Genomic DNA, 26,061 nt, shown 5'->3' on the forward strand with positions numbered 1-26,061 from the left:
CCGCCGTGGCCGTCGCGTTGGCGACCTGTTCGTACGGCGGATTCGGCGGGAGCATCCGGGTGCCTCCCGAATCGTTCATGCGCTGGGCGGCGATTCACGCCCTGGCCTCGAGAAAAGCAGGAAAGAAAATCAACATGAGATATGAATTGGGCGTTCTGGCCGCAGCCATGGCGCTGATGGGCTGCTCGCAGGGCGAGGATGGCGCGGCGCAGAAGCCGCCTGCTGAATCCGTTCGTACCGTGAGTGCGGCGGAAGTGGTGCTGCGTCCCATGGGGGCGAGCCAGGAGGTCTCCGGCCTGCTGGTGCCGCGGGAGGAAGTGGTGGTCGGGCCGGAACTCTCGGGCTACAGGGTGGCAGCGCTGCTGGCCGATGAAGGAGACGCCGTGCGCGCGGGCCAGCCGCTGGCCCGACTGGATGATGGTTTGCTGCAGGCACGGATCAGGCAGGCGGAGGCTGCGCTGGCACAGGCCCGGGCCCGGGCGAGACAGGCGCAGGCGGAATCCGCGCGCGTGGTCGGCCTGGAAGGGCAGGGCGTGCTCTCGGACGAGCAGATCCAGCAACGTCGCACCGCCGCTGCCAGCGAGCAGGCGAGTGCGGACGTTGCCGCGGCCCAGCTTGCCGGTTTGCGCGTGGAGGCCGGGCGCATGACCCTGCGTGCTCCCGTGGCCGGGGTGGTGCTGCAACGGAGCGTGCGGCGTGGCGATGTAGCCTCGCCCGGGGCCGAGCCGATGTTCCGCCTGGCCCGGGAAGGGCTGGTGGAGCTGTCCGCGGAAGTACCGGAACATCTGCTGGGCGGTATCCGTCAGGGCGAGGGCGCCGCGGTCGTGCTGGCCTCGGGCACCCAGGTGCAGGGACAGGTGCGGCTCCTGTCGCGCCGCGTCGACGAGAAAACCAAGCTGGTGCAGGTGCGGGTGACCTTGCCCGTTCGCCAGGACCTGCGCCCCGGTGGCTTCGCTCGTGCCAGCTTTCAACCGGAGGCCCGGCCGGTGGCGGCCGTTCCCGAGAAGGCGGTGCACTTCGAGGCTGGCGGACCGCAGTTGGCCACCATCGACGCGGAGGGCCACATACGCAAGACTCCCGTGACGCTGGGCGTGCGCACCGATGGCTGGGTCGAACTGCGTAGCGGTCCTCCCGTAGGGACGCTCCTGGCCCTGGGGGGCGGAGCCTTTGCCCTGGAGGGTGACAAGGTGCTGGTGCATGGCGTGTCGCCAATGCAGGGGCACAGGCCTGCGGCGCAACGAGGCCAGTCCCTGACGCTGCAGGATGGAAACATGCAGGGCAGCCCTGCCGCGGGCCGCCAGGAAACGGGGCTGCGCTCATGAAGATGCGAATCTCGGCCTGGTCCATCCAGAACCCGATTCCCGTTGCGGTGCTGTTCCTCGCGATCCTGGTGGCGGGCCTGCTGGCGTACCGGACCATGCCCATCAAGCTGTATCCCGACGTGTCGTTTCCGATCGTCTCGGTGTCCGTGGCCCTGCCCAGCGCAGCAGCCACCGAGGTCGAGACCCAGGTCACGCGGGTGGTGGAGGATGGCGTCTCGACGGTCGCGGGCGTCAAGCATGTGATCTCCACCGTCACCCAGGGCATGTCCTCCACGGTGGTGGAGTTCGAGATCGGTCAGAACCCGCAGCGGGCGATCGACGAAGTGCGCTCCGCGGTTGACCGTGTGCGCGCCAACCTGCCCGCCAGCGTGGAGCCGCCGATCGTGGAGCGGCTCGACTTCGACGCCATGCCTCTGCTGACCTATGCGGTCTCCGCCGAACACATGGACGACGTGGCGCTCAACTGGTTCATCGAGGACACCGTCACCCGCCAGCTGGTATCGCTCAAGGGCGTGGGGCAGGTCACCCGCGTCGGCGGCGTGGGCCGCGACATCACGGTCACGCTCGATCCCGCCCGGCTGCAGGCGCTGGGCCTGACGGCCGTGGCCGTCAATGATGCACTGCGTGCGCACAACCTGGATGCCTCAGGCGGACGTGCCGAGATCGGATCGCAGGAGCAGCAGGTACGCGTGCTCGCGGCGCCGGCGACGGTGCAGTCGCTCGGCAATCTGGTGATCGCCACCCGCGACGGTCGGCATCTGCGTCTGAGCGACGTGGCCACGGTGGCCAGCGGCGCGAGCGACCGGCGCGGCTTTGCCATCCTGAACGGCGAGCCCGTCGTGGGCTTCCAGGTCATGAAGACCAAGGCGGCATCGGACGTCAGCGTGGAAGAGACCGTTGGTGCCGCAATCGCCAGGCTGTCCCGCGAGCATCCGCAGGTCTCGTTCCAACTGGTCGCGTCGGGTGCCAAGAACACCCGCGAGAGCTTCGACGCCACGGTGCACACCTTGCTGGAAGGCATGCTGCTCGCCGCCGTCGTCGTCTTCATGTTCCTGCGCGACTGGCGCGCGACGCTGATCGCCGCGGTCGCGATGCCCATCTCGCTGATCCCGACCTTCGCGGTCATCCATGCGCTGGACTATTCGCTGAACATGCTGTCGCTGCTGGCGCTGACGCTGGTGATCGGCGTGCTGGTCGACGACGCCATCGTCGAGGTGGAGAACATCCAGAAGCGCGTGCAGGCCGGTGCGTCGCCCTGGCGCGCGGCCATGGAAGGGGCTGACGCCATCGGTCTGGCCGTGGTGGCGACGACGCTGTCCATTGCCGTGGTGTTCCTGCCCGTGGCGTTCATGGGCGGCTATGCCGGACCGTATTTCCGCGAGTTCGGCGTGACGGTGGCGGTGTCGGTGCTGTTCTCGCTGCTGGTGGCACGCATGCTGTCGCCGCTGATGTGTGCCTATCTTCTCAAGCCATCGGCACGGCCGGAGGTGCACAAGCCCTTCACCGGCCGGTATCGGCGCCTGCTGGAATGGTCTCTGGCGCATCGCTGGTGGTCCATGGGCGCGGGCGTGGCCATTTTCGTGGGCTCGCTGGTGCTGGCAAGCTGGCTGCCCACGGGATTCTCGCCGACGGGCGACAGCGGCACGGTGCAGATCAGCGTGCAGGGCGCACCGGGAGCCACCACGCAGGACATGCGCGGTGCGGTGGCCGACCTGACGCGCCGGCTGCAGGCAGAGGCCGACGTGAAGGACGTGTTCGTCAGCGTGGGCAGCAGCCAGCGTGACGGGGACCCGCGCAAGGGAACGGCCATCGTGCAGCTTCATGATGCGCGCTCGATGACCACCCGTGCGTTCCAGGATCGCGTGAGGCCCGTGCTGATGTCGGTGCCCGACGTGCGCCTGAGCTACACGGAGAGCGAAGGTGGCGGGACGCAGAACGCCCAGGTCATCCTGGGCGGGCACGATGGAGCCTTGCTCGCCAGGACGGCCGGTGAGGTCGAGCGGCAACTGCGCACCTTGCCCATGCTGAAGAATGTGCACCAGGTTGCGCCGCTGCCCGGGCCCGAACTGGTGATTCGCCTCAAGCCGGATGAGGCCGCTCGCCTGGGCGTGACACCCGAGGTGGTGGCGGAGGTGGCGCGCATGGCCAGCGTGGGCGATCTCGATGCCACCGCTTCCAAGTTCAACACCGGCCGCCAGCGCCTTGCCGTGCGCGTGCGGCTGCCGCAGACGGCGTTGCAGGACGTGGGCAGCATCGGGGCGCTGCGCGTTCCCACGGCCGATGGCGGCAACGTGCCGCTCTCCGCCGTGGCGGACCTGAGTTTCCAGGTGGGGGATTCGCACATCGATCGTTTCGACCGCGAGCGCCGCATCACTCTGGAGGCCGAGATCGCCGGTGGCTCGTTCGGCCAGGCCGATGCAGCCATCAAGGAACTGCCCATCCTTCAGAACCTGCCGGAAGGCGTGGCGCGCCCCCTGTATGGCGATGCGGAGAGCATGAACGAGCTGTTCTCCAGCTTCGGCGTGGCGATTCTGGTGGGCGTGGGGCTCATCCTGGGCGTGCTCGTGCTGCTGTTCAGGAGCTTCGTCAAGCCGGTGATCATCCTGGCCGCGCTGCCGTTGTCGCTGGCGGGGGCATTCCTGGCCCTGCTGGCCGTGGGCGGCGAGATCAACCTGCCGGTGTTGATCGGCCTGCTGATGCTGATGGGCCTGGCAGCCAAGAACTCCATCCTGCTCGTGGAGCATGCGGTGGAGTCCGAACGCAACGGAAGCACGCAGACGCAGGCGCTGCTGGACGCGGCGCACGAGCGTGCAAGGCCCATCATCATGACCACGATCGCCATGGCGATGGGCATGCTGCCCACGGCGCTTGGCCTGGGCAACGGATCGGAGTTCCGCCAGCCGCTGGCCATCGCGGTGATCGGGGGGCTGGTGTCATCCACCGCGCTGTCCCTGGTGCTTGTACCCGTGGTGTACGCGGTGATGGACGACTTCGAGAACTGGCTGCGGCCCAGGCTCGCGCGGTGGGTGACGATGCCGCCGCCCGAGGACACGCGCGAGCTGCTGCAGCAGCGATGAAGGCAGCGAGAGGAGAAAAGATGGCCGCCGGTGCGCTCAGCGCAGCGCATTGGCTGCGATCTTGCCGATGGTGATCACCGCCTGTTCGATCTCGTTCGACCAGGGGCTGCTGTAGTTGAGCCGGATGAAGTTGGGATAGCTGTTCGACACCGAGAACATGTAGCCCGGCCCGACGGTGATGCCGTGCTCCAGCGCCTGCTGGTAGAGCTGCATGCCATCGATCTTGCCCGGCAGCTCCACCCAGAGCACATATCCGCCTTCCGGGCTCGACACGCGCGTGCCTTCGGGAAAGAACCGGCTCACCGCGTGGCGCATGAGCCTGGCATTCTGTCCATAGGTCTTGCGAAGGCGCCTGAGCTGGTGGTCGAAGCCATCGCGCTCCAGGTATTCGGCAATGGCCAGCTGCGGAATGGACGGCGTGGTCAGCGTGTTCAGGAATTTCAGCTTTTCGACCTGATCGCGATAGCGCCCGGTCAACGCCCAGCCGATGCGGTAGACCGAGGTGAGCGTCTTGGAGAAGGAGGAGCAATGCAGCACCAGCCCCCTGGTGTCGAATGACTTGAGCGTGCTGGGAGGTGCGTCGCCGTAGTAGAGCTCGTTGTAGACGCCGTTCTCGATGATGGGTATGTCGAGCTCGTTTGCGAGCTGCACCAGCGCCTGCTTGCGCTCGTCCGGCATGCGGTAGCCGAGCGGATTCTGGAAGTTGGGCATCACCATGCAGGCCGCGATGGGCATCTCGCGTGCGAGTCGGGCCAGCATGTCCACGTCGATGCCGAGGACGGGATCGGTGGGAACTTCGATCACCTTCATGCCCATGCGCTCGATGGCATGCAGCATCGCATAGAAGGTCGGCGACTCCACGGCGATCACGTCGCCCGGCTTGGCCACGGCCTGCAGGCAGAGGTTGATCGCCTCGGTGGCGCCCACGGTGATGATGGCCTCGGCCGGATCGACGGCCAGTCCCTGGTCCAGATGCCGCCGGATGATCTGCCGCAGGAGCTTGGGATGACCGGGAGGCAGCGCGTTCTTGAGGTCATGCAGCGAGGCATCCTTGCCCGCGGCGAACACATAGCGGTTGAGCTTGTCGAACGGGAACCCCACGGGGTCGGGATAGGGCGATCCCAGGGGAGTCGCGTCACCCGACGAGATGGTGCGCAGCGTGGAGAGCACGAGGCGGCTGACATCGACCGACGCCGACAAGGGAATGGGACGAGGGCGCTCGATCACATCCGCTGCACCGGCATGGGCGGCACCCTTGCGCAGGTTGACGAAGAAGCCCGACTGCGGCCGGCTGGCGATGAGCCCCCGGCTTTCCAGCTGCAGATAGGCGCGCAGCACGGTGGTGATGCTGATCTGGCGCTGCCTGCTGGTCTCGCGCACCGACTGGAGGCGCTCCCCGTCGCGGTAGACACCCTTCTGGATCTGCTGCTCGATGTCGTTGGCGAGCTTCTCGTAGAGTTTCATGGAGGGCCTTGTCGCGGTGGGGCAGCTTGTTGTCGTTGTAGAGCACAGTTGGGCGGACCCGTGGCGCTACTGTACTCCTTGGTAACTGTGTTTCTTGATTTTGGTCAAATTTGTACACCCGCACGGCACCATCGCTCGGGAAGTGTTCCGGATGGCCTGCTGACGCGCCGCAACTGTGCTCTTTTTTCTGCCCCTGAACTGCGCTCCTTCGCGCTGCCAGACGTTGCCTACATTAACTTTCATCAAAGTAAATGAGCGCGAAATGCGCTAAGGAGGCTCCAAATGGGCAAGCGAGAAGTTCCTGGCATTCGCAAATACGATGCACCGGCCGGCGGCTGGGGCGCACTCAAGGCCACGGCACAGGCGGTGCACGAGCAGATGCAGGTGGTGGAGGCGCCCATCGTGCTCATGCGCACCAACCAGCCCACGGGGTTCGACTGCCCGGGCTGTGCCTGGCCGGACAAGGAGCACCGCTCCACCTTCCAGTTCTGCGAGAACGGCGCCAAGGCCGTGACATGGGAGGCGACAAGCAAGCGGGTCACGCCCGAGTTCTTCGCGCAGCACACCGTCACGGACCTGCTGCGGCTCAGCGACTACGAGCTGGAGAATTTCGGCCGCCTCACGCACCCGATGGCCTATGACCCCACGACCGACAAGTTCCGCGAGGTGAGCTGGGATGCGGCCTTCGAACGCATCGGTCAGGTGCTGCGGGGCCTTGAGACGCCGGACCAGGCGGAGTTCTACACCTCGGGGCGTGCCTCCAACGAGGCGGCCTATCTGTTCCAGCTGTTCGCGCGGGAGTTCGGCACCAACAACTTCCCCGACTGCTCCAACATGTGCCACGAGGCGACCAGCGTGGGCCTTCCCCAGTCCATCGGCATCGGCAAGGGGACCGTATCGCTGGATGACTTCGAGAAGACCGAACTCATCATCTCGATGGGCCACAACCCCGGCACCAACCATCCGCGCATGATGGGCACGCTGCACGAGGCAGCGCGCAGGGGCGTGCCGATCATCGTGTTCAACCCGCTCAAGGAGCGCGCGCTGGAGCGCTTTGCCGATCCGCAGAACGTGATCGAGATGGCGACATTCAGCTCCACGGCGATTGCCTCGACCTATTTTCAGGTGCGCGCCGGAGGCGATGCCGCGGCGCTCAAGGGCATCATGAAGGCGCTGCTGGAACTGGAGGTCGGCCAGGGGAATGTGCTCGACCGCGACTTCATCGCGGTGCACACCGAGGGGTTCGATGCGCTGGTGGCCGACCTTGCGAAGACACCCTGGGCGCTGATCGAAAAGGAATGCGGCCTCACGCAGTCCCAACTGGAGCAGGTGGCGCAGGCCTATGCCAGGTCCAATGCCACCATCATCACCTACGGTATGGGACTGACGCAGCACAACACGGGCACCTGGAACGTGCGCCTGATTGCCGACCTGCTGCTGATGCGCGGCAACATCGGCAAGCCCGGTGCGGGTATCTGCCCGCTGCGCGGACACTCCAACGTGCAGGGCAACCGCACCGTGGGCATCACCGAGAAGCCGTCGGAAGAGTTCCTCGGCAAGCTCGAGGAGATCTTCGGCTTCAAGCCGCCCAAGGAGCATGGACACGACGCCGTCCAGACCATGCAGGCCATGGTGGAAGGCCGCTCGAAGGCGCTGATCTGCCTGGGTGGCAACTTCGCTGTCGCCATGCCCGACCCGGAGCTCGCGTTTCCCGCGATGAAGCAGCTCGACCTGAGCGTGCACCTGGGTACCAAGCTCAACCGCTGCCATCTGCTGGTGGGCAAGGAAACCTTCATCCTGCCGGTGATCGGCCGCACCGAGCTCGACATGCAGGCCAGTGGCGCGCAGTCGATCACGGTGGAGGATTCGATGTCCATGGTGCACGCCTCGGCGGGCCGCCTGCGCCCGGCCTCGCAGTTCCTGCGCTCGGAGCCGGCCATCGTGGCGGGCATGGCCGCCGCCACGCTCAAGGGCAGCAAGACCGACTGGATGCGCCTGGTGGACGACTACGACCGCATCCGCGAGCTGATCGAACGCACCATCCCCGGCTTCGACGACTACAACGAGCGGATCCGGGTGCCCGGGGGCTTCCGCATGCCGCTGCCGCCGACCGAACGCCAATGGCCCACGCCTTCGGGCAAGGCCGTGTTCTCGGTGTTCCCGGGCGTGAGCGAGAACTACCTGCCGTGGGAGGACGATGTGCTGCGCCTCATCACCATCCGCAGCCACGACCAGTACAACACCACGATCTACGGTCTCGATGATCGCTACCGTGGGGTGTTCGGCCGGCGCGACGTGCTGTTCATGCACCCATCGGATCTGGCCGCACGCGGTCTCGAGCATGGCGATCTCGTCGAGATCGAGACCATTTCAAAGCTGGGCAAGGGGCGCAACCTGCGACTCCCGGGCATCACGGTCATCGAGTACGACATCGCCCCGGGCTCCGTGGCTGCCTACTACCCCGAGGCCAATGTGCTGGTGCCGCTGGACTACATCGACGAGGAGTGCGGTACGCCATCCTACAAGTCGATTCCGGTGCGCGTGCTGCGGCAGGAGCCGCAACCGGTCGCCCAGGCCGCCTGAACCACTGAAAGACCGGTGACGGAACGCAGGCCCTTCCGCGAGGAAGGGCCCGGGAGGGCGCTCGCCCCGGCCCGGCGTTCATGACCAACCGACAGGAGAACCCATCATGGAAATGTTCGACGCCCTTCACCTGGCCCGGCTGCAGTTCGCATTCACCGTGGCCGTGCACATCATCTTCCCGGCCATCAGCATCGGCCTGGCCAGTTTCCTGGCCGTGCTCGAGTGGCGCTGGCTGGCCAACGGCAACAAGGTCTACCAGGACATGTTCTTCTTCTGGTCCAGGATCTTCGCCATCGGCTTCGGCATGGGTGTGGTGTCCGGCGTCGTGATGGCCTACGAGTTCGGCACGAACTGGAGCGGCTTCTCGCGGTACGCGGGCAACATCACCGGACCGCTGCTGACCTACGAAGTGCTCACCGCATTCTTCCTGGAGGCGGGATTTCTCGGCGTGATGCTGTTCGGCTGGAAGCGGGTGAGCCCGCGTGCGCACTTCTTCGCCACCGTGATGGTGGCCGTGGGCACGCTGATCTCCACCTTCTGGATCCTGTCATCCAACAGCTTCATGCAGACACCGCAGGGCTACGAAATCCGTGACGGCCGGTTGATTGCGGCGGACTGGTGGCAGGTCATCTTCAATCCCTCGTTCCCCTATCGCCTGATGCACATGACGATTGCGGCATTCATCGTCGCGGCGTTCATCGTGGCCGCCTGCGGCGCATGGCACCTGCTGAAGGGCCGCCGTGACGAGCCCGTCAAGCGCAGCTTCTCGATGGGGCTGTGGATCCTGCTGCTGCTCACGCCGATCCAGATCCTCGTGGGCGATGCCCATGGCCTGAACACCCGCGAGCACCAGCCCGCCAAGATCGCCGCGATCGAGGGGCTGTGGGAGACCGAGAAGGGCGGCACCGCGCTCAACCTCTTCGGCATTCCCGACATGCAGGCCGAGGAGACGAAGTACGCCATCCAGGTACCGCACCTGGGCAGCCTCATCCTCACCCACTCATGGGACGGCGAGATCCGCGGGCTCAAGGAGTTCCCCAAGGAGGACCGGCCCAACTCGCTCATCGTGTTCTGGTCGTTCCGGATCATGGCGGGCCTCGGGATGCTGATGCTGCTGGTGGCCGTGCTGGGCGTGCTGCTGCGCCGGGGCGGAAGGCTGTACGAGTCGCGGGCCTTCCAGCGCTTCGTGCTCCTCATGGGGCCCTCGGGGCTGGTCGCGCTGCTCGCGGGCTGGGTGACCACCGAGGTCGGGCGCCAGCCCTGGACGGTCTATGGCCTGCTGCGCACGGCGGATTCCGCGTCGCCCATCGGCAGCCAGCAGGCCGGCGTGTCGCTGCTGATCCTGGTGGTGGCCTATGTGCTGGTCTTCGGCGTGGGTGTGTATTACATGCTCAAGCTGATGGCGCAGGGGCCCCAGCCGCATGTCGAGCATCACGACCCTGCCGCGCGCCCGAGTCTCAGCAACCGCGACCCATTCCAGTCCTTCCATTGAATCCGCCGAACGGGAGCGAAACATCATGCACATCGATCTTCCCATCGTCTGGGCCGCCATCATCGGCCTGGGTGTCTTTCTCTACGTGGTGCTCGACGGGTTCGACCTGGGCATCGGGTTGCTGTTTCCCTTCTTCGAGAACAAGGAGGAGAGGCAGGTCATGCTCAACACCGTCGCGCCGGTGTGGGACGGCAACGAAACCTTTCTCGTGCTGGGCGGAGCGGGCCTCTATGGCGCATTTCCCATCGCCTATTCGGTGCTGCTGCCCGCGAACTACCTGCCGCTGATCCTGATGGTGGTGGGGCTGCTGTTCCGGGGCGCGGCCTTCGAGCTGCGCTCCAAGGCCCGCCGCACGCAGCATGCCTGGGACCTCGCCTTCACGGGCGGCTCCGCGCTTGCCGCCTTCTGCCAGGGCGTGGTGCTGGGCTCGCTGCTGCAGGGAACGCGCGTGGTCGACGGCCGGTTCGCCGGAGGGCCGTTCGACTGGCTGTCGTCCTTCAGCATCTTCTGCGGCCTGGGCGTGCTCGTGACCTATGCCACGCTCGGCTGCGGCTGGCTGATCTACAAGACGGACGGCGAGCTGCAGCGGCGCATGCGCGTGCTGATGCGCCCGCTTGCCATCCTGCTGCTCGTCATGGTGTCGGTGGTCAGCGTCTGGACCGTGCTCGGCCTGCCCGCCGTGGCGCAGCGCTGGTTCGGCAGCGGCCTGCTGGGCTGGTTCCTTCCGGTGCCGGTGCTGGTGGCGGCCTGCGTGGCAGGCATCTTCCGCTCGGTGCGCCAGCGCCACGAGGTGCGGCCCTTCCTGCTCACGCTTGCGCTGTGCTTCCTGGGCTACACGGGCCTCATCATCAGCATCTGGCCTTACATCGTGCCGCCCTCGCTGAGCCTCTGGGAGGCATCCTCGAGTCCCGAGAGCCAGAAGTTCGCGCTGGTGGGAACGCTGATCGTGCTGCCCGTCATCCTGGCCTACAACGTCATGCAGTACCGGGTGTTCCGCGGCAAGGTGCGCCATGGCGATGCGGGCTATCACTGAGACTCACCATACGGGTGCATCATGATCGTGCGCAATCAGCAAAGCTGGTTCCGGCTGCTGTTCGTCTGGAACGGCTCTGTGCTCCAGTCCATCCTGCCGCAACTGCTCTTCATCGGCACGGTCAGCTGCGTGGCAGTGCTGACCCACGGGCGCATCTTCGGCGAGAAGATTCCGCTCAACACCACGCTGCTGACGCTGTTCGGGCTGACTCTCGCGATCTTCCTGGGCTTTCGCAACACGGCCAGCTACGACCGCTTCAAGGAGGCGCGCTACCTGTGGGGCAACCTGCTGATCGCCTCGCGCCAGCTCACCTCGCAGATGCTGTGCTACATCCCCCGGCAGGAGGATGTGCAGGAGATGGCGCGCCTGATCTTCGCCGTGGTCTATGCACTCAAGCACGAGCTGCGGCACACGGACCCCGGTGAGGATCTGCGGCGCTTTCTGGGCGATGAGACCGCAGGGCGATTGATGGACAGGGTCTACAGGCCCAGCGAGCTGCTCCACGAGTTGCGTGCGCGGCTCACGCGGCTGAACCGCGGAGGGCAGGTCTCGGATGCGCAGTACTGGACGCTGGACGCCCAGCTCGTCGAGATGGGCAAGGCAGTGGGCGGCTGCGAACGCATCGCCTACACGCCGATCCCGTTCGCCTACAGCGTGCTGCTGCATCGCACGGTCTACACCTATTGCATGTTGCTGCCGTTCGGGCTGGTCGATGCCACGGAACTGTTCACTCCGCTGCTGTGCCTGTTCCTGGCCTACACGCTGATCGCGCTGGAGGCGATCGCAGGGGAGGTGGCGGAGCCCTTTGGCCTCGCGCCCAATGCGCTTGCGCTGGACGCGATGGCATGCAACATCGAGCGCTCGATCAGCGAGCTGTGCGGGCTGCCGCTTCCCGAGCCGGTCACGCCGCGGCTGCCGTACCAGCTGACGTGATGAACTGTGCTGGTGCAGGGCGTGCCAACTGTGCTTTCACAGCCGGCGTCCATTGAGCGATCCTTGGGACAAGAGATTCACGGAGACATCATGCATACCGTTCTTGATCATGCCGAACCTGTTGCACAGGGCCTGAGCGTCACCCCGATCCTCGATGCCCGGGGCCGACCGCTGCGCGACCTGCGCCTGTCGGTGATCGACCAGTGCAATTTCCGCTGCACCTATTGCATGCCGCGCGAAACCTTCGGCCCGGACTATCCGTTCCTGCCGGCGGACCAGCGCATGTCGCTGGACCAGATGTTCACGCTCGCGAAGGCGTTTGCAGAGCTGGGTGTCGGCAAGATCCGCCTGACCGGGGGCGAGCCGTTGCTGCGGCGCGGGATCGAATCGCTGGTCGAGCGGCTGGCGGGCCTCAGGACCCTGGACGGCAGGCCCATGGAGATTGCGCTCACGACCAACGGCACGTTGCTGGCCGAGAAGGCGCGCGCCCTGCGCGACGCCGGGCTGACGCGCGTGACGGTCAGCCTGGACGCGCTGGACGATGCGCTGTTCCGGCGCATGGCGGGCACCCAGGTGCCTGTTGCCCGCGTTCTCGAAGGCATCGCGGCAGCGAGCGCGGCGGGGCTCGCGCCGGTGAAGGTCAACACGGTGGTCGAGCGAGGCGCGAACGAGGGCCAGATCGTGCCCCTGGTGCGCTTCTTCAAGGGCACAGGCGTGACGCTGCGTTTCATCGAATACATGGATGTGGGCGGTGCGGATGCCTGGTCCTCCAGCAAGGTCGTGACGGCGCGGGAGGTGCATGACCGGGTCGCATCGGAATTTGCGCTGACCCCCATGGACGGTGATCGCGATGGCGCCACGGCCATCCTGGTGCGCCACGCGGACGGCGGAGGCGAGGTCGGTTTCATCGCCAGTGTGTCCCAGCCCTTCTGCGGGGACTGCTCGCGCGCACGGGTTTCGTCGGACGGGCAACTCTTCACCTGCCTGTTCGCGACGCAGGGCCTGGATCTGCGGCCCTGGCTGGAGAGCGGTGGCGATGGTGGAGGCGATAGTGGCGGCGATGCCGAGGGCCTGCAATCCGTCATCCGCGGGCACTGGAGCAGGCGTGGCGACCGCTATTCCGAATTGCGCTCCGCGCGTTCCGCACGCCCGGCGGGCAGCAAGGCCTATCCCGTGGTGCGCATGTCCCTGGTGGGAGGTTGAAAATGGCCCGTCTTCCGATCTGGATGCAGAAAGTGGCTCGAAGCCATTCCGCTCGATTCCTGTTGCTCTGGCTGGTGGGCGTAGCGGGCATGGCGCTGCTGGCCTTGCCCTTTCACCTGCTGGTGATGGCGGCGAAATCCTGAGCCTGGCCGGACTGGAATCACTTCCCCGCAGGCGGATTGTCGCGACGGAATAGGGCCCACTCTTCCATTTCCGACCCGTCCGGCAGGACGCAGATGCCGCGTTGTCCCTGGGGCGTGTTCTCCATTCTCAGCGTGCCGCCGGTCTTCACGCAGTACACGGAGGCCGGGTTCGCCATGCCGACCTGGGGTTGCCTGCCGCCCGTGCTCACGTCCGGGGTCTGTGCGCAGGCACTGACGGCCCATGCCGCCAGCAACATTCCAGTGGTTTTCAGTGCTTTGGTCATGCGGCTCACTGTACAGCGTAAACGCGGGCAGGGCCTGCAGGCTGGCTCCGAATCCGCCGGATCGCATAAACTTCCGGGCAGCCGATATCCATCCATTACAGAAGACCGAAGAGACATCATGTTTCGTACCATGCTCAAATCCAAGATCCACCGTGTCAGGACGACGCAGTGCGAGTTGCACTATGAAGGCTCCTGCGCCATCGACGAGGATCTTCTCGATGCCGCCAACATTGCCGAGAACGAACAGGTGCATATCTGGAACATCGACAACGGCGAGCGCTTCGTGACCTATGCCATCAAGGGACAGCGCGGCAGCGGCATGATTTCGGTGAACGGCTCGGCGGCGCGCCGCGCGGCCGTGGGCGACCTGCTCATCATTGCTTCGTTCGCGCAGGTGCATGACAAGGACGTGGCGGAGCATCAGCCCCAACTGGTCTTCGTCGATGAAGGCAATCGCCAGGTCGAGCTGCGACACAAGGTGGCGACCCAGATGGTGTAAGGGTCAGCGCGGCGATGACCTGCCCGCATCCCGCACCTTGTATGTTCGCGTAGGGATCGCGAACCTGTTTCTGGAGCACGGGCATGCCGGATTCCGGCCGAGTTCAACCGCAAGGAGCGGAGTGCCGGGATGCGGCGGCGGTTCTAGACTGGCCTCATTCCTTAAACGGCAGCGAATGACGCAATGACGACCTCCATGGACCACGACTGCGAACGGCAATGTCAGACCTATGACTGGGCACGCGTGGAGCAGGATCTGGACGCCCGTGGACACGCCGTGCTACGCGGTTTCCTGGCGGCAGGGCAGTGCGACGGCCTTGCGGCGCTCTATCCGCGCGAAGACATCTACCGATCACGGATCGTCATGGGCCGTCATGGCTTTGGTCGCGGCGAGTACAAGTACTTTGCCTATCCGCTGCCGCCGCTCCTGGACCAGTGGCGGCACACGCTGTATCCACGCCTCGCGCCGATTGCCAATCGCTGGAACCAGCGGCTGGGAGTGGCGGAGCTGTATCCGGACGACCTGGACACCTTCCTGAAGCGCTGCCACCGGGCCGGGCAGACGCGGCCGACGCCGCTGATCCTGCAATACGCGGAGGGCGACTACAACTGTCTTCACCAGGATCTCTATGGCGAGCATGTGTTTCCGCTCCAGGTGGCCGTCCTGCTGTCGGAGCCCGGAAGGGATTTCACCGGCGGCGAATTCGTCATGACCGAGAGCGGGGCCCATGGGCAGCGCGCGGAGGTGATTGCGCTGCGGCAGGGAGACGCGGTGATCTTCACCGTCAACCAGCGACCCGCCAGGGGGCAGCGTGGCTTTCGCCGGCTTGCCATGCGCCATGGCGTCAGCCGCGTGCGCAGCGGCCGGCGCCATACCGTGGGGCTCATCTTTCATGACGCGAGGTGAGCCCGCGACGACTGAGAGGTGCCCCGTCACGCGTCCCGATGGTCGGCCTCTCCCGATTTCCAGTATCCCTTGGCGCTCACGCCCTGGCGCGGCAGCTCCCGCTCCTGCAGATAGTGCAGCTTCAGCACCCGGATGGCCGCCGACTCGCCCGCCATCCAGATGTAGCCCGGGCCGGGAGGCAGGGGGCGGTGCAGCAGCGACTGGCACAGGCCCAGGCCGGGTTCGGGCTGGGCATGGATCCACTCGATGCGCAGCCTGGCCGGGCTCTCGATGGGTTGCCGGTCGTCGGGAGTCGGCGCCTCCGCGTAGACCTTGACGTTGACGTCGGCGGGCAGGCGGCTGGCAATGCTCTGGATGCCGGGCAGGGCCGTGGCATCTCCCGCGAGCATCACCCAGCGCGCGTTGCCGGGAAGCACGAACCCGCCGCTGCGAGGGCCCGCGATACCAATGTGTTCGCCGACGCGCGCCTGGGACGCCCAGTGGGCGGCAGGGCCGGAGTCGGCCGTGGTGCCGTGCAGGACGAAGTCCAGGTCCAGTGTGCCGGCCCTGAAGTCGATCTGCCGAATGGTGTAGGCGCGGCCTTCGCCGGACGGCAGGAAGACCTTCACCCATGCGGCCGGCTCGTCGATGCCATCCGTGTTGAGAAACTCGGCGATCTCGCCGCCGCCCACGGTGATGCGCCGCATGTGAGGCGTGACGCTGCGGACGGCCTGCACGATGCCCGTTGCGCGTGTCCTGCGCGGCTTGGTGTCTGTTTCATGCATGGTGTGCTCCCTGAGGGCGGGTTGTCAGCAGGCGCACGGCGACCAGCAGCGAAGAGGCCACGGCGACGGTCCCCACCAGGTAGACCACATCGACGCTCCATGCGCCGGCCACCGCACCCAGGGCCGGGCCCGTGATGCCCAGCGAGATGTCCAGGAACGCGACATAGGCGCCCATGGCCACGCCCCGGCTTTGCGGCGGTGCGCGGCGCACGGCCTCCACCCCGAAGCCGGGGAATGCCAGCGAGTAGCCGAAGCCGGTCAGCGCCGCGCCGGCATAGGCCATGGCGGGCGTGTGTGAACCCCAGATGAGCAACTGCCCCACGGCTTCGATCAGCACGCAGACGGCGGCGACGCGTGCGCCGCCGAGCTTGTCGGGCAGGTGGCCGAAGAAGATGCGGGCGCCGATGAAGGCCAGCCCGAAAGCAGTGAACGCCAGGGAGGCATTGCCCCAGTCACGGGCGGCGAACAGCAGGGCGATGAAGGCCGTGATGACGCCGAAGCCCACGCTGCAGAGGGCCAGGCCGAGGCCCGCGCCGCCCACGACACCCAGCACCTTGTAGAACGGCGTGCGGCGGACGGCGGTGGGTGCGATGGCCCGCACGTTCGCGACAAGCGCCCATGCGAGCAGGGGAAGGGCGGCAGCGGCGATGGAGATGCCGGCAAACCCGTAGGCGCTGTTGACAGCCACCCCGGCCGGGGCGCCGACCGCGTAGGCGCCATACATCGCGGTGCCCACCCAGGCCATGACCTTGCCCGCGTTCTGCGGGCCCACGAGCCCGATGCCCCAGCTCAGGGCGCCGGTCACGACCAGGCTTTCACCGCAGCCCAGCAGCACGCGCCCGAGCAGCAGGACCCAGATGGAGGTTTCCGGTGACCCGGGAAAAGCCAGCGAAGCCAGATAGGCCACGCCCGAACCGGATGCCACCAGGAAACCGGTGACCACGGCGCGCTTGGAGCCGCGGGTGTCGGCCAGATTGCCGGCCCATGCACGGGACAGCAGGGCAGCGGCGAACTGTGTACCGATGACGATGCCGACCACCAGCGTGCTCATGCCCAGTCCGTCATGCACATGCAGCGGAAGAACCGGCAGTGGCAGGCCGATGGTGAGGAAACCGATGAACACTGCCAGCGTGATGGGCAGCAGCTTGAGAAAGACGTTGACGGCGGGCGGCGGAGGCGCTGCGGCCGTGGTGGTCGTACGAGAACGGGAAGACATGAATCCATCACTCCAAACATGAGCATTTGCTCGATATTTGGAATAATATGAGTCATTGCTCACGTTGAAAACTCGCGTTAGGACGGACCCATGACAGCACTGCCCCAGCCACGACGCATCCCTCGCCAGAGCCGATCCAGGGCCCTGGTCGATGCCATTCTGGAAGCCACGGCTCGCGTTTTGAGCGAGCGCGGCTACGCCGCCACCAACACCAACCTAGTGGCCGAGCGCGCGGGCGTCAGCGTCGGCTCCGTGTACCAGTACTTCCCCAACAAGGACTCGCTGATCACGGCGCTGCACGAGCGGCATGCGGTCGAGATGCATGCCGCGATGGAGACTGTCCTCGCGAGCGCGTCGTCGCTGGACCTGCGGGGCCAGCTGGCCGCCATCGTCCACGCGTGGCTGGCCGCGCACCGGGTCGCGCCCCAGTTGCACCAGGTGCTGGAGAAGGAGTTTCCGTTCTTCGATGCACCATCGGACCAGAGCCAGGCGGACCAGAGCATTCACCACCGCATCCAACGGCTGCTGGAGGAGCATCGGCACGAAGTGACGCAGCAGGACCTGGGGCTGGCGGCCTGGGTTGCGCTGCAGACCATGGAGTCGCTGATCCATGCCGCGGTGATTCCTCCGGGCGCACCGCACCCGATCGAGAAGGTGGAGGAGGCGATCGTGGAGATGCTGGTCCGCTACCTGTGCGGCGGACCGCCAAGGTAGGCGAGGGGCGTCCGGCTTTCTCGCGCCACGGGAGAATTGCACGATAATGCCCGGGCGGGTTGGATCGCGGCATGTTCCGCGCCTGACCCGCGCCGATGCAAAGGTGCCTGAACGACTGCCAGCATGCCCTGCATGCGCATTCAATCGGGTTCAACGGGAAGCAGGTGAGCGACGCCGCATGGCGCCTCGCAAGGCCTGCGCTGCCCCCGCAACGGTAAGCAAGCCAAGGTTCCCGAATGGGCCGCGCGAAGCATGGAAACCATGCCGCGCGGGCTCGTGGTCACTGCGTCGTCAACCTCTGACAAGACGTGGGAAGGCGCGGAACCGGGCCGGTAGCAGACATGCCCGGCGTCTTGCGAGCCCGGATACCGGCCTTTGCTTCGCTTCGGACGCCGCGGGAGAGTGCGTGTCCGGGCGGGCCTGCGCATGCGGTCCGGTTGGCCACCGTCATCCCTGCTCGGCATGACGCCTGTGCCACCGTGATGCTTGTCTTCAAGGCCTTTTCCCGGAACGGCGCGCCTGCGGTGTGTATTGATGACTCATCGTTCGATGACTCCGACGGCTTCGCGGGTGGGCGAGGCGGGATCCGGGAGGCGCACATGAACGCAGGCACGGCGCCCGCGCATGTTCGTCGAGGCGCGCAGGATTCGCTGCGCGCCGCATGCCTCCCGCTTTCTGCCATGCATACGCGCCGGTCGCCGGGGTGCTGGGCGATCGGTCCTCTCGGAACCTTCTCCATCCTGGAGCGCATCGCATGAACACCGCCAAGATCCCCGCAACCATCGTCACCGGCTTTCTCGGCAGCGGCAAGACCACGCTGCTGCGCCACATCCTGGATAACGCCGACGGCCGGCGCATCGCCGTCATCGTCAACGAGTTTGGCGAGCTGGGCATCGACGGGGAAATCCTGCAGGGCTGCGGCATCGGTTGCGACGAGAGCGGGGCGCCGGTGGAGGGCGCGCTCTACGAACTGGCCAACGGCTGCATGTGCTGCACCGTGCAGGAGGAATTCTTCCCCGTGATGAAGCAGCTCGCCGAACGGCGCGGCCAGCTCGACGCCATCCTCATCGAAACCTCGGGCCTGGCCCTGCCCAAGCCCCTGGTGCAGGCATTCCAGTGGCCCGAGATTGCGAGCGTCTTCACGGTGGATGCCGTCGTGACCGTGGTCGATACGCCCGCCGCCGCTGCCGGTCAGTTTGCGGCCCACCCCGAGGCCGTGGACGAGCAGCGCCGCGCGGATCCGAACCTGGATCATGAATCGCCGCTGCACGAGCTCTTCGAGGACCAGTTGAGCGCGGCCGACCTGGTGGTGCTCAACAAGGTGGATGGCGTGGACGAGCAGGCCCTGGCCCGGGTGCAGGCGCTGGTGCGCGAGGAACTGTCGCCACAGGTGAAGATCGTGCATGCGGACCATGGCCGACTGCCGCTCGATGTGCTGCTGGGCCTGGGCAAGGCGGCCGAGGCCACGATCGACCAGCGCACCAGCCACCACGACCACGAGGAAGACCACGACCATGACGAGTTCGACTCCTTCGTGGTCGACCTGCCTCCCGTGGACCGCGATCGCCTGCTGGCGGCCGTCAACCGCCTGGTGGGCGAGCACAACATCCTGCGCGTGAAGGGCTTTGCCGACATTCCGGGCAAGCCGATGCGGTGGTTGCTGCAGGGCGTGGGCCGCCGGCTCGACTCGCACTTCGACCGCGCGTGGCGCACCGGTGAAGAGCGCCGCACCAGCCTCGTGTTCATCGGCCAGGACCTGGACGAGAAGGCGCTGCGCGCGGGCCTTGCCGGCGTCGAGGCCTGAGTCGGCCTTCCAGACAAGCAGGAACAGTCCATGCATTTGCTCAGTACCCGCCCGGGAGGATTCGTAGAGGACGAAAGCGTTGTCACGCGATTGGACCAGACGCCGGCGGACATCGTGATCCTCAGCTCCGCGGACACCACGCTGGCCTTGCTCGCACAGGCCTGTGCCCGCATGGCGCAGGAGTCACCGGAGTTTCCCCAGGTGCGCCTGGCCAACCTGCTGCACCTGCGGCAGAGCGCATCCCTCGATCTCTATGTGGACGAGGTGCTGCGCCATGCGCGCGTGGTGGTGGTGGATCACCTCGGTTCGGAATCCGCGTGGCCCTATGGCGTGCAGCAGATCGCGGCGCTTGCGCGCGAGCGCGGCCAGCATCTGGCGATGTTCTCGGGCGACCTGCAGGAAGACCTGCGGCTGCTGGAGCACAGCACCCTGCCGCTGCCCATCTGCCGCCTGCTGTGGCAGTATCTGCGTTCGGGCGGTGCCGCGAATGCCCGGGCCTTCGTCCAGGCCGCGGCCTTCCATGGCCTGCAGTTCGGCGCGGAGCCCGCACCGCCGCGCGGCCTGCCGCAGGTGGCCGTGCATGTTCCGCAAGGACTTGTCTCTCGCCAGGCACCCGGCAACGAGCCAGGCAACACGCCAGGCAACACCACGGGCCATTCGGTTGTCGGCATCGATGACCTCGAAGCTGTATGGCAACCCGGGGCCCCCGTGGTGGCACTGGTGTTCTATCGCGCCCACCTGCTGTCCGGCAACACGGCGGCGTTCGACGCCATGGCGCTGGCGCTGAGCGAGCGCGGAATGAATCCGTTGCCCGTGGCGCTGGATTCGCTCAAGGACGCGCTGTGCCTCTCCACATTCCAGGGCCTGTGCGAGACGCATGGCGTGCAGTTGGTGCTCAACACCACCGCGTTCTCGGCACTTGGCGAGGGGCAGTCGCTCGCGGGCGATGCTCCCGTGCTGCAGGTGATCGCCAGCGGCGGCAATCGTGAAGACTGGCTGGAGGACAGCCAGGGCCTGCGCCCGCGCGACATCGCCATGCAGATCGTGCTGCCAGAGATCGACGGCCGCATCATCACGCGGGCGGTGAGCTTCAAGGGCCTGTCGCACCGCTGCCCCTACACGCAGACCGACGTGGTGGCCTACCAGCCGGAGCCCGACCGCGTGGACTTCGTGGCCGAGCTCGCAGCGCGCTGGTGTGCGCTGCGCACCAAGCCTGCCTCCGAGAAGCGGCTGGCATTGGTGCTTGCCAACTACCCGGGCAGCGAGGGACGGATCGGCAGCGGCGTGGGGCTGGACACGCCAGAGTCCGTCATTCACATTCTCCGTGCGCTGAAATCCGAGGGCTATGGGGTGAGCGACGATGCGCCCGCCAGCGGCGATGCGCTCATGAAAACCCTGACCCAAGGCATCGCCAACGATCCCGCGCAGTGGCCGCTGCGCGCGGCATGGCAAAGCTACCCGCTCGCCGACTACCTCGCGCGGCTCGCGGAGCTGGCGCCGGGCATGGCCGATGCCATCAACGCGCGCTGGGGACCGCCCGAATCTGATCCCGCATTGCGTCAGCAGCGCTTCATGATTGCCGGGCTGCGGCTGGGCACGGTGTTCGTGGGCATCCAGCCAGCGCGAGCGCTGGCGGACGCCGGAAGGGGCATGGGCGCGCAGGACTACGCGAGCTACCACGACGCAGAGCTGGTGCCGCCCCACAGCTATCTCGCGTTCTATTTCTGGCTGCGCGATGTGTGGGGTGTCGATGCACTGGTGCATGTGGGCAAGCACGGCAACCTGGAGTGGCTGCCGGGCAAGAGCCTCGCGCTGTCCGCGCAATGCTGGCCCGATGCGATCCTCGGGCCGCTGCCGCACCTCTATCCCTTCATCGTCAACGATCCCGGCGAAGGCGCGCAGGCCAAGCGCCGCAGCCAGGCCGTGATCATCGACCATCTCATGCCGCCGCTCACGCGCGCGGAAAACCACGGGCCGCTGCAGGATCTGGAGCGGCTCGTCGATGAATACTACGACGCGCTGCTGGTCGATCTGCGCCGGGCGGAGCTGCTGCGCAGGCAGATCCTCGCTCTGGTGCGCCAGCAGCACCTGCTGGAGGACATGGCCGAGGGCAGCTCCGCAGGGGCCGGCGATGCCGGGGACGCGGACGACGCGCTGCTCGAGCGCATCGATGCCTACCTCTGTGAACTCAAGGAAACCCAGATCCGCGACGGCCTGCATGTGTTCGGCATGTCGCCCCGGGGCGTGCAGCGGCGCGATACCCTGCTGGCACTCGCGCGTTATCCCTCCGCGCAGGGCCGGAGCCTGCTGCAGGCGCTGGCCGATGACCTGCTGGCGGATGCGCCGGCCGATGGAGACGCCACTGGTGCCAGTGCTTTCGACCCCTTGCGCATGGAGCCCGCGCGTGCATGGCAGGGCCCCAGGCCTCAGGTGCTGCAGGACGTCAGCGGCGATGCCTGGCGGCACGAGGGCGACACGCGCGAGCGGCTGGAACTGCTTGCCGCGCGTGTGATCGAGGAGGCCGGCAAGGCGGGGGAGCACCCGTTCGGTCAATGGCCGCGAACGCGGGCTGCACTGGAGCATGTCCGGACACAGCTCGCGCCCGCGCTCGATCGCTGCGGCGATGAGGAAATCCGGCAGCTGCTGCGCGGACTGGAGGGCCGGTTCGTGCCGCCGGGGCCGAGCGGATCACCTTCTCGCGGGCGCCCCGATGTGCTGCCGACGGGCCGCAACTTCTATACGCTCGACACACGGGCCATTCCGACCCAGGCCGCCTGGGAGCTTGGCGAACAGGCAGCCCGGCGCGTGATCGAGCGCTATCTGCAGGAGCATGGCGACTATCCGCGCACGCTGGGCCTGTCGGTCTGGGGAACGGCCACCATGCGAACGGGGGGCGACGATGTGGCCCAGGCCTTCGCACTCATCGGCGTGCGGCCCCGCTGGGCGCCTGGAAGCCACCGGGTGGTGGACTTCGAGGTGATTCCCTGCGTGGGCCTGCACCGTCCGCGCGTGGACGTGACGCTGCGCATCTCGGGCTTCTTCCGCGATGCCTTTCCCGGCGTGGTGCAGATGTTCGACGCGGCCGTGCAGGCCGTGGCCGCGCTCGATGGCGAAGACAAACAGGACAATCCGATCCGGGCACGCATCCTGCGCGAGGCAGCGCAGCTCGGGGAGGCCGGCATGGACGACGCCATGGCGCTGCGGCAGGCAAGCTGGCGCGTGTTCGGCGCGCCGCCGGGGCACTACGGATCGGGGCTGCAGGGGCTGTTCCAGACCGGTGGCTGGCAGAGTGACGCGGACCTTGCGAATGCCTACGTGCAGTGGAGCGCCTATGCCTATGGCCAGGACGCGGAAGGGGTCCCGGCGCTGGGAGCGCTGGAGCAGCGCCTGGGCGACATGGACATCGCGCTGCAGAACCAGGACAGCCGCGAGCACGACCTGCTCGATTCGAGCGACTACTTCCAGTTCCAGGGGGGCATGGCGGCGGCCGTCCGGCATCTCTCCGGCAGCCAGCCCGTGCTGTATCACGGGGACCATGCCAATCCGCAGAACGCCCGCGTGCGCACGCTGCGCGAGGAAATCGCGCGCGTGGTGCGATCACGCGTGACCAACCCCAAGTGGATGGAAGGGGCGAGGCGCCACGGCTACAAGGGTGCGTTCGAGATGGCCGCCACGGTGGACTACCTTTTCGGCTTCGATGCCACCACCCACCAGGTGGGCGATCATCACTACGCCATGGTGACGGATGCCTACCTGCTCGATGAACAGAACCGCGAGTTTCTCGACCGCTACAACCCGCAGGCGCGCCGCGACATGACCGAGCGCCTGCTCGAGGCCATGCAGCGCGGCCTCTGGGAGCAGCCCGGCGACTATCGCCAACGCCTCGAAGACCTGATGCTCGCACAGGAGCAGCAGCTCGAAGGCGGCACGATCCGATGACGAATGCCATGACATCTTCCAAGACCGTATCGGCGCAGGCCGCGTTGCCCGTGCTGTTCCCCTTTGCAGCGATCACCGGCCAGCCCGCGCTGTGCCAGGCGCTGATCATCGCCGCGCTGGACCCGCGGATCGGCGGCGTGCTCATCGAAGGGCCGCGCGGCACCGCCAAGTCCACGGCCGCCCGTGCGTTGGCCGAACTGATCGACGGTGCGCCCTTTGTCACCCTGCCGCTCGGAGCCACGCTCGAGCATGTCGCGGGAACGCTGAGCCTCGAGCATGCGCTTGCGGGCCATGCCCTCGAATTCGCGCCAGGCCTGCTGGCGCGTGCGGATGGCGGCGTGCTCTACGTGGACGAGATCAACCTGCTGGCCGACTCGCTGGTCGATGTGGTCCTCGACGCAGCGGCCAGCGGTACCAACGTGGTGGAGCGCGATGGCATATCGCACAGCCATGCTGCGCGCTTCGTGCTGGTCGGCACCATGAACCCGGAGGAGGGGGCGCTGCGTCCCCAGCTGCTGGACAGGCTGGGCCTGTGCGTGCGGCTCCAGAACGTGAACGATGCCGAAGAGCGGCTTGCGATCGTGCGCTCGCGTCTGGCGTTCGATGCCGACCCGGAGGCTTTCCGTGCGCGCCACGCGGCGGCGCAGTCGGAGCTGGCGGCACGCCTCGCGCGGGCGCGCGGGCGCCTGGCATCCACCGATGTCCTGCCATGGGGCGACGAGGTGATCGCCCATGCGGGACGCTGGGCCGTGAGCGCACAGGTGGACGGCCTGCGTGCCGACCTGGTGCTGCTGCGCGCAGCGCGTGCATGGGCCGCATGGCTGGATGCCGATGAACTGCAGACCGGGCACGTCGACGGCATTGCGGAACTGGTTCTTGCACACAGGCGCAAGCCGGGCGCACCGGCCCAGCTCGGCGACATGCCTGCTCCAGCGCTATCGTCGATGCAGAAGACACCGAGCGAAGCCCGCCAGCAGGCCGGGCCGGCATCTCCCACGGCCTCGCGGGAGCAGGGCGCTTCGGGTGGTGCGCATGGTACGGATGCTTCGGGAGACTGGGGCTACATGCCGCCCGAGGCGGTGGCGCTGGAGCGGCTGGGCAGCAACCATGCCTTCATGCCGCTGCGCAGCACGGGAGCCGATGCATCAAAAAAAGCCTGAGCCTTCGCCCCCGGAATGCCCTGGCCACCCTGTCGGTGCGGGCACGCGGCGCGGCGGAGGCTCGATCGGATGAACGGGGCGCGGATGCACGGCATGCGCAGACGGGCGGGCTGGACTGGCCGCGGACGCTCATGGCGCGCGGAGGCGAGGCGCTGGCTGCCGAACACCTGCGGCGCAGGCCGCTGCAGCCGCGTGCGGTGCGCCTGCATTGCATGGTGCTTGACTGCTCGGCCTCCATGGTCACGAGCGGTGCGCTCGCACGGGCCAAGGGCGTCCTGCTGGGCTTGCTGGAGGAGGCCTACCAGCGCCGCGAACAGGTGGCGTTGATCTGCTTTGGTGGCGCAGGCGTCGAGCTGCGCCTGCCGCCGTCGCGCGCCGCGCATTGGAACGAGGAGTGGGTGGCGCCCATCGGCGGCGGCGGCGGTACCCCGCTTGTGCAGGCACTCGGGGCCGCGGATGGCCTGCTGCGCATGCAGGCCCTCAGATTGGCAGCCTTGCAGGGCTGGCTCTGGCTGATGACCGACGCGAGAACCCGCGAACGGCCCGCGCGTCCGGCGTATGCCGATGAAATCCGGATCCTGGACTTCGAGTCCTCGCGTGCGCCCCTGCGGCGCGCGCAGCAGCTTGCGCAGGACTGGCGCGCGCACTACCAGCCCGTCAGCGCATGAGGGCGGGGCCGGCGGCGCGCTGGTCGATTTCGAGCAGGCAGTTCAGGATCTCCTGCGCGGCCTCATCGATGCGAGGCCCGGGGCGCGCGATCACGTCGAAGCGCTCGGAGGAGATGCGGCAGGCACGGCCCTGTTTCACTGCGGGCATGTAGCTCCAGCCCGGTCGGTCGGCAATGGCCGGCGTGCCATAGGCATTGGTGGAAATCAGCAGGTCGGGGTTGGCGCGCAGCGCAAACTCGGGTCCCAGCTTGGGGAACAGGCCCATGCTGGCGGGCACCACGTTCTTCAGCCCGAGGCGCGAAAGCGTCTCGCCGATGAAGGATGATTCGCTCGCCGCCGCATGCCCGCCATGCACCTCGAAGTAGACGCGCTTGCCTCTCCAATGGGGCGGCACCTTGGCGCGGATCGCTTCCACGCGCTGGTCGATCTTCTTCCAGAGCGCCTCGCCCGTCCCGGGTTTGCCCAGCGCCCGTGCGACGACCTCCATCTGCAGGCGGAGTTCGCCATGGCTGGTCGCATCCACGGGCAGCACGTTCAGGCCCAGCGCCTTCAGGCGGTCGGCGGCCCGGTTGAGGGGCCGCAGCAAGACCAGGTCAGGCTTGAGCGCCATGATCATCTCCACCTGCGCGTCGCTCAGTCCGCCCACGCGCGGCAAGGTCTGCACGGTCTGCGGCCAGTTGGAGTAGCGGTCGATGCCCACGAGTCCGTCGCAGGCATCGAGCGCGCAGACCATTTCGGTGAGGGAGGGCTGCAGCGACACCACGCGCAGCGGCGCAGCCTGCCCGGAGGAGGCGGAAACGGCAGACGCGCAAGCCAGGGTGCCCGCGACGATTCTGTGGAGGTGGATGTTCATGGTC

Annotated in this window: 20 protein-coding genes and 1 riboswitch; of the genes, 15 read left to right on the top strand and 5 right to left on the bottom strand. The window is 67.1% G+C overall.

The features are described 5' to 3' along the window. Positions 1 to 134: 134 nt before the first annotated feature. Both H9K76_RS08390 and H9K76_RS08395 read left to right on the top strand, forming a co-directional pair. Entirely contained in the window at positions 135 to 1,322 is a 1,188-nt protein-coding gene (locus tag H9K76_RS08390) for an efflux RND transporter periplasmic adaptor subunit (RefSeq protein WP_187599502.1), read from the top strand. Then, positions 1,319 to 4,399 carry an efflux RND transporter permease subunit gene (locus H9K76_RS08395; protein ID WP_187599503.1) on the top strand — a complete coding sequence of 1,027 codons (3,081 nt, stop codon included), beginning with the start codon at positions 1,319 to 1,321 and terminating at the stop codon, positions 4,397 to 4,399. Before H9K76_RS08390 ends, H9K76_RS08395 begins: the two co-directional genes overlap by 4 nt. A gap of 36 nt (positions 4,400 to 4,435) precedes the next feature. Here H9K76_RS08395 and H9K76_RS08400 read toward each other — a convergent pair whose 3' ends face one another. Further along, positions 4,436 to 5,863 (bottom strand): aminotransferase-like domain-containing protein, encoded by a 1,428-nt coding sequence (locus H9K76_RS08400; protein WP_187599504.1) that lies wholly within the window; start codon positions 5,861 to 5,863, stop codon positions 4,436 to 4,438. A gap of 282 nt (positions 5,864 to 6,145) precedes the next feature. On the opposite strand from H9K76_RS08400, the gene H9K76_RS08405 reads away from it, so the two are divergent. The 6 genes from H9K76_RS08405 to H9K76_RS08430 all read left to right on the top strand — a co-directional run bounded on the left by H9K76_RS08405 (position 6,146) and on the right by H9K76_RS08430 (position 13,250). After that, a complete protein-coding gene (locus H9K76_RS08405) occupies positions 6,146 to 8,446 on the top strand; it encodes an FdhF/YdeP family oxidoreductase (RefSeq protein ID WP_187599506.1) in 2,301 nt (766 codons plus the stop codon). A 106-nt stretch (positions 8,447 to 8,552) separates the two neighbouring features. Next, positions 8,553 to 9,938, top strand: coding sequence for a cytochrome ubiquinol oxidase subunit I (locus tag H9K76_RS08410; RefSeq protein WP_187599507.1), 1,386 nt, complete (start codon positions 8,553 to 8,555; stop codon positions 9,936 to 9,938). A gap of 25 nt (positions 9,939 to 9,963) precedes the next feature. Beyond that, positions 9,964 to 10,971 (top strand): cytochrome d ubiquinol oxidase subunit II, encoded by a 1,008-nt coding sequence (gene cydB, locus H9K76_RS08415; RefSeq protein ID WP_187599509.1) that lies wholly within the window; start codon positions 9,964 to 9,966, stop codon positions 10,969 to 10,971. 21 nt (positions 10,972 to 10,992) lie between these two features. Continuing rightward, positions 10,993 to 11,904, top strand: coding sequence for a bestrophin family protein (locus H9K76_RS08420; protein ID WP_187599510.1), 912 nt, complete (start codon positions 10,993 to 10,995; stop codon positions 11,902 to 11,904). A 90-nt stretch (positions 11,905 to 11,994) separates the two neighbouring features. After that, positions 11,995 to 13,107, top strand: coding sequence for a GTP 3',8-cyclase MoaA (gene moaA, locus H9K76_RS08425; protein ID WP_187599512.1), 1,113 nt, complete (start codon positions 11,995 to 11,997; stop codon positions 13,105 to 13,107). Between the two features lie 2 nt (positions 13,108 to 13,109). Continuing rightward, positions 13,110 to 13,250: a hypothetical protein gene (locus H9K76_RS08430; protein WP_187599514.1), complete on the top strand. Its 141-nt coding sequence runs from the start codon at positions 13,110 to 13,112 to the stop codon at positions 13,248 to 13,250. Positions 13,251 to 13,267: 17 nt separating this feature from the next. On the opposite strand, the gene H9K76_RS08435 is transcribed toward H9K76_RS08430, so the two are convergent. Beyond that, on the bottom strand, positions 13,268 to 13,534 hold the full coding sequence (locus H9K76_RS08435; protein ID WP_187599515.1) for a putative hemolysin: 267 nt from the start codon (positions 13,532 to 13,534) through the stop codon (positions 13,268 to 13,270). A 118-nt stretch (positions 13,535 to 13,652) separates the two neighbouring features. Between H9K76_RS08435 and panD the strand changes: the two genes are divergently transcribed. Further along, positions 13,653 to 14,033, top strand: a complete 381-nt coding sequence (panD, locus tag H9K76_RS08440; protein WP_187599517.1) for an aspartate 1-decarboxylase — start codon at positions 13,653 to 13,655, stop codon at positions 14,031 to 14,033. 183 nt (positions 14,034 to 14,216) lie between these two features. Further along, positions 14,217 to 14,939: a 2OG-Fe(II) oxygenase gene (locus H9K76_RS08445; RefSeq protein ID WP_246475393.1), complete on the top strand. Its 723-nt coding sequence runs from the start codon at positions 14,217 to 14,219 to the stop codon at positions 14,937 to 14,939. 26 nt (positions 14,940 to 14,965) lie between these two features. Here the strand turns inward: H9K76_RS08445 and H9K76_RS08450 are convergent, their stop codons facing one another. Next, positions 14,966 to 15,703 (bottom strand): siderophore-interacting protein, encoded by a 738-nt coding sequence (locus tag H9K76_RS08450; protein ID WP_187599519.1) that lies wholly within the window; start codon positions 15,701 to 15,703, stop codon positions 14,966 to 14,968. Further along, a complete protein-coding gene (locus H9K76_RS08455; RefSeq protein ID WP_187599521.1) occupies positions 15,696 to 16,919 on the bottom strand; it encodes an arabinose transporter in 1,224 nt (407 codons plus the stop codon). Before H9K76_RS08455 ends, H9K76_RS08450 begins: the two co-directional genes overlap by 8 nt. A gap of 90 nt (positions 16,920 to 17,009) precedes the next feature. On the opposite strand from H9K76_RS08455, the gene H9K76_RS08460 reads away from it, so the two are divergent. The 5 genes from H9K76_RS08460 to H9K76_RS08480 all read left to right on the top strand — a co-directional run bounded on the left by H9K76_RS08460 (position 17,010) and on the right by H9K76_RS08480 (position 25,204). Then, a complete protein-coding gene (locus H9K76_RS08460) occupies positions 17,010 to 17,633 on the top strand; it encodes a TetR/AcrR family transcriptional regulator (protein WP_187599523.1) in 624 nt (207 codons plus the stop codon). Between the two features lie 93 nt (positions 17,634 to 17,726). Next, a riboswitch (cobalamin riboswitch) is annotated at positions 17,727 to 18,016 on the top strand. 371 nt (positions 18,017 to 18,387) lie between these two features. Then, on the top strand, positions 18,388 to 19,437 hold the full coding sequence (gene cobW / locus H9K76_RS08465) for a cobalamin biosynthesis protein CobW (protein ID WP_187599525.1): 1,050 nt from the start codon (positions 18,388 to 18,390) through the stop codon (positions 19,435 to 19,437). A gap of 30 nt (positions 19,438 to 19,467) precedes the next feature. After that, positions 19,468 to 23,376, top strand: coding sequence for a cobaltochelatase subunit CobN (gene cobN, locus H9K76_RS08470; protein ID WP_187599527.1), 3,909 nt, complete (start codon positions 19,468 to 19,470; stop codon positions 23,374 to 23,376). 8 nt (positions 23,377 to 23,384) lie between these two features. Beyond that, the gene (locus H9K76_RS08475) at positions 23,385 to 24,536 is read left to right on the top strand and encodes a magnesium chelatase ATPase subunit I (protein WP_187599529.1); all 1,152 of its coding nucleotides are present in this window, start codon (positions 23,385 to 23,387) and stop codon (positions 24,534 to 24,536) included. A 35-nt stretch (positions 24,537 to 24,571) separates the two neighbouring features. Then, entirely contained in the window at positions 24,572 to 25,204 is a 633-nt protein-coding gene (locus H9K76_RS08480; protein ID WP_246475394.1) for a vWA domain-containing protein, read from the top strand. Here the strand turns inward: H9K76_RS08480 and H9K76_RS08485 are convergent. After that, on the bottom strand, positions 25,194 to 26,057 hold the full coding sequence (locus H9K76_RS08485) for an ABC transporter substrate-binding protein (protein ID WP_187599531.1): 864 nt from the start codon (positions 26,055 to 26,057) through the stop codon (positions 25,194 to 25,196). The genes H9K76_RS08480 and H9K76_RS08485 overlap by 11 nt on opposite strands. Positions 26,058 to 26,061 lie beyond the last annotated feature (4 nt).

Origin of the sequence: Diaphorobacter ruginosibacter (assembly GCF_014395975.1) — a bacterium.
GTDB classification, from domain to species: domain Bacteria; phylum Pseudomonadota; class Gammaproteobacteria; order Burkholderiales; family Burkholderiaceae_C; genus Diaphorobacter_A; species Diaphorobacter_A ruginosibacter.

What these genes read in the sequence shown, in the direction of transcription:
- panD (WP_187599517.1), top strand. Translation starts at nt 13,653, where the DNA reads ATGTTTCGTACCATGCTCAAATCCAAGATCCACCGTGTCAGGACGACG.
- cydB (WP_187599509.1), top strand. Translation starts at nt 9,964, where the DNA reads ATGCACATCGATCTTCCCATCGTCTGGGCCGCCATCATCGGCCTGGGT.
- H9K76_RS08455 (WP_187599521.1), bottom strand. Translation starts at nt 16,919, where the DNA reads ATGTCTTCCCGTTCTCGTACGACCACCACGGCCGCAGCGCCTCCGCCG.
- H9K76_RS08400 (WP_187599504.1), bottom strand. Translation starts at nt 5,863, where the DNA reads ATGAAACTCTACGAGAAGCTCGCCAACGACATCGAGCAGCAGATCCAG.
- H9K76_RS08410 (WP_187599507.1), top strand. Translation starts at nt 8,553, where the DNA reads ATGGAAATGTTCGACGCCCTTCACCTGGCCCGGCTGCAGTTCGCATTC.
- H9K76_RS08405 (WP_187599506.1), top strand. Translation starts at nt 6,146, where the DNA reads ATGGGCAAGCGAGAAGTTCCTGGCATTCGCAAATACGATGCACCGGCC.
- H9K76_RS08450 (WP_187599519.1), bottom strand. Translation starts at nt 15,703, where the DNA reads ATGCATGAAACAGACACCAAGCCGCGCAGGACACGCGCAACGGGCATC.
- H9K76_RS08460 (WP_187599523.1), top strand. Translation starts at nt 17,010, where the DNA reads ATGACAGCACTGCCCCAGCCACGACGCATCCCTCGCCAGAGCCGATCC.
- H9K76_RS08430 (WP_187599514.1), top strand. Translation starts at nt 13,110, where the DNA reads ATGGCCCGTCTTCCGATCTGGATGCAGAAAGTGGCTCGAAGCCATTCC.
- moaA (WP_187599512.1), top strand. Translation starts at nt 11,995, where the DNA reads ATGCATACCGTTCTTGATCATGCCGAACCTGTTGCACAGGGCCTGAGC.
- H9K76_RS08475 (WP_187599529.1), top strand. Translation starts at nt 23,385, where the DNA reads ATGACATCTTCCAAGACCGTATCGGCGCAGGCCGCGTTGCCCGTGCTG.
- H9K76_RS08395 (WP_187599503.1), top strand. Translation starts at nt 1,319, where the DNA reads ATGAAGATGCGAATCTCGGCCTGGTCCATCCAGAACCCGATTCCCGTT.
- H9K76_RS08445 (WP_246475393.1), top strand. Translation starts at nt 14,217, where the DNA reads ATGACGACCTCCATGGACCACGACTGCGAACGGCAATGTCAGACCTAT.
- H9K76_RS08435 (WP_187599515.1), bottom strand. Translation starts at nt 13,534, where the DNA reads ATGACCAAAGCACTGAAAACCACTGGAATGTTGCTGGCGGCATGGGCC.
- cobN (WP_187599527.1), top strand. Translation starts at nt 19,468, where the DNA reads ATGCATTTGCTCAGTACCCGCCCGGGAGGATTCGTAGAGGACGAAAGC.
- cobW (WP_187599525.1), top strand. Translation starts at nt 18,388, where the DNA reads ATGAACACCGCCAAGATCCCCGCAACCATCGTCACCGGCTTTCTCGGC.
- H9K76_RS08420 (WP_187599510.1), top strand. Translation starts at nt 10,993, where the DNA reads ATGATCGTGCGCAATCAGCAAAGCTGGTTCCGGCTGCTGTTCGTCTGG.
- H9K76_RS08485 (WP_187599531.1), bottom strand. Translation starts at nt 26,057, where the DNA reads ATGAACATCCACCTCCACAGAATCGTCGCGGGCACCCTGGCTTGCGCG.
- H9K76_RS08390 (WP_187599502.1), top strand. Translation starts at nt 135, where the DNA reads ATGAGATATGAATTGGGCGTTCTGGCCGCAGCCATGGCGCTGATGGGC.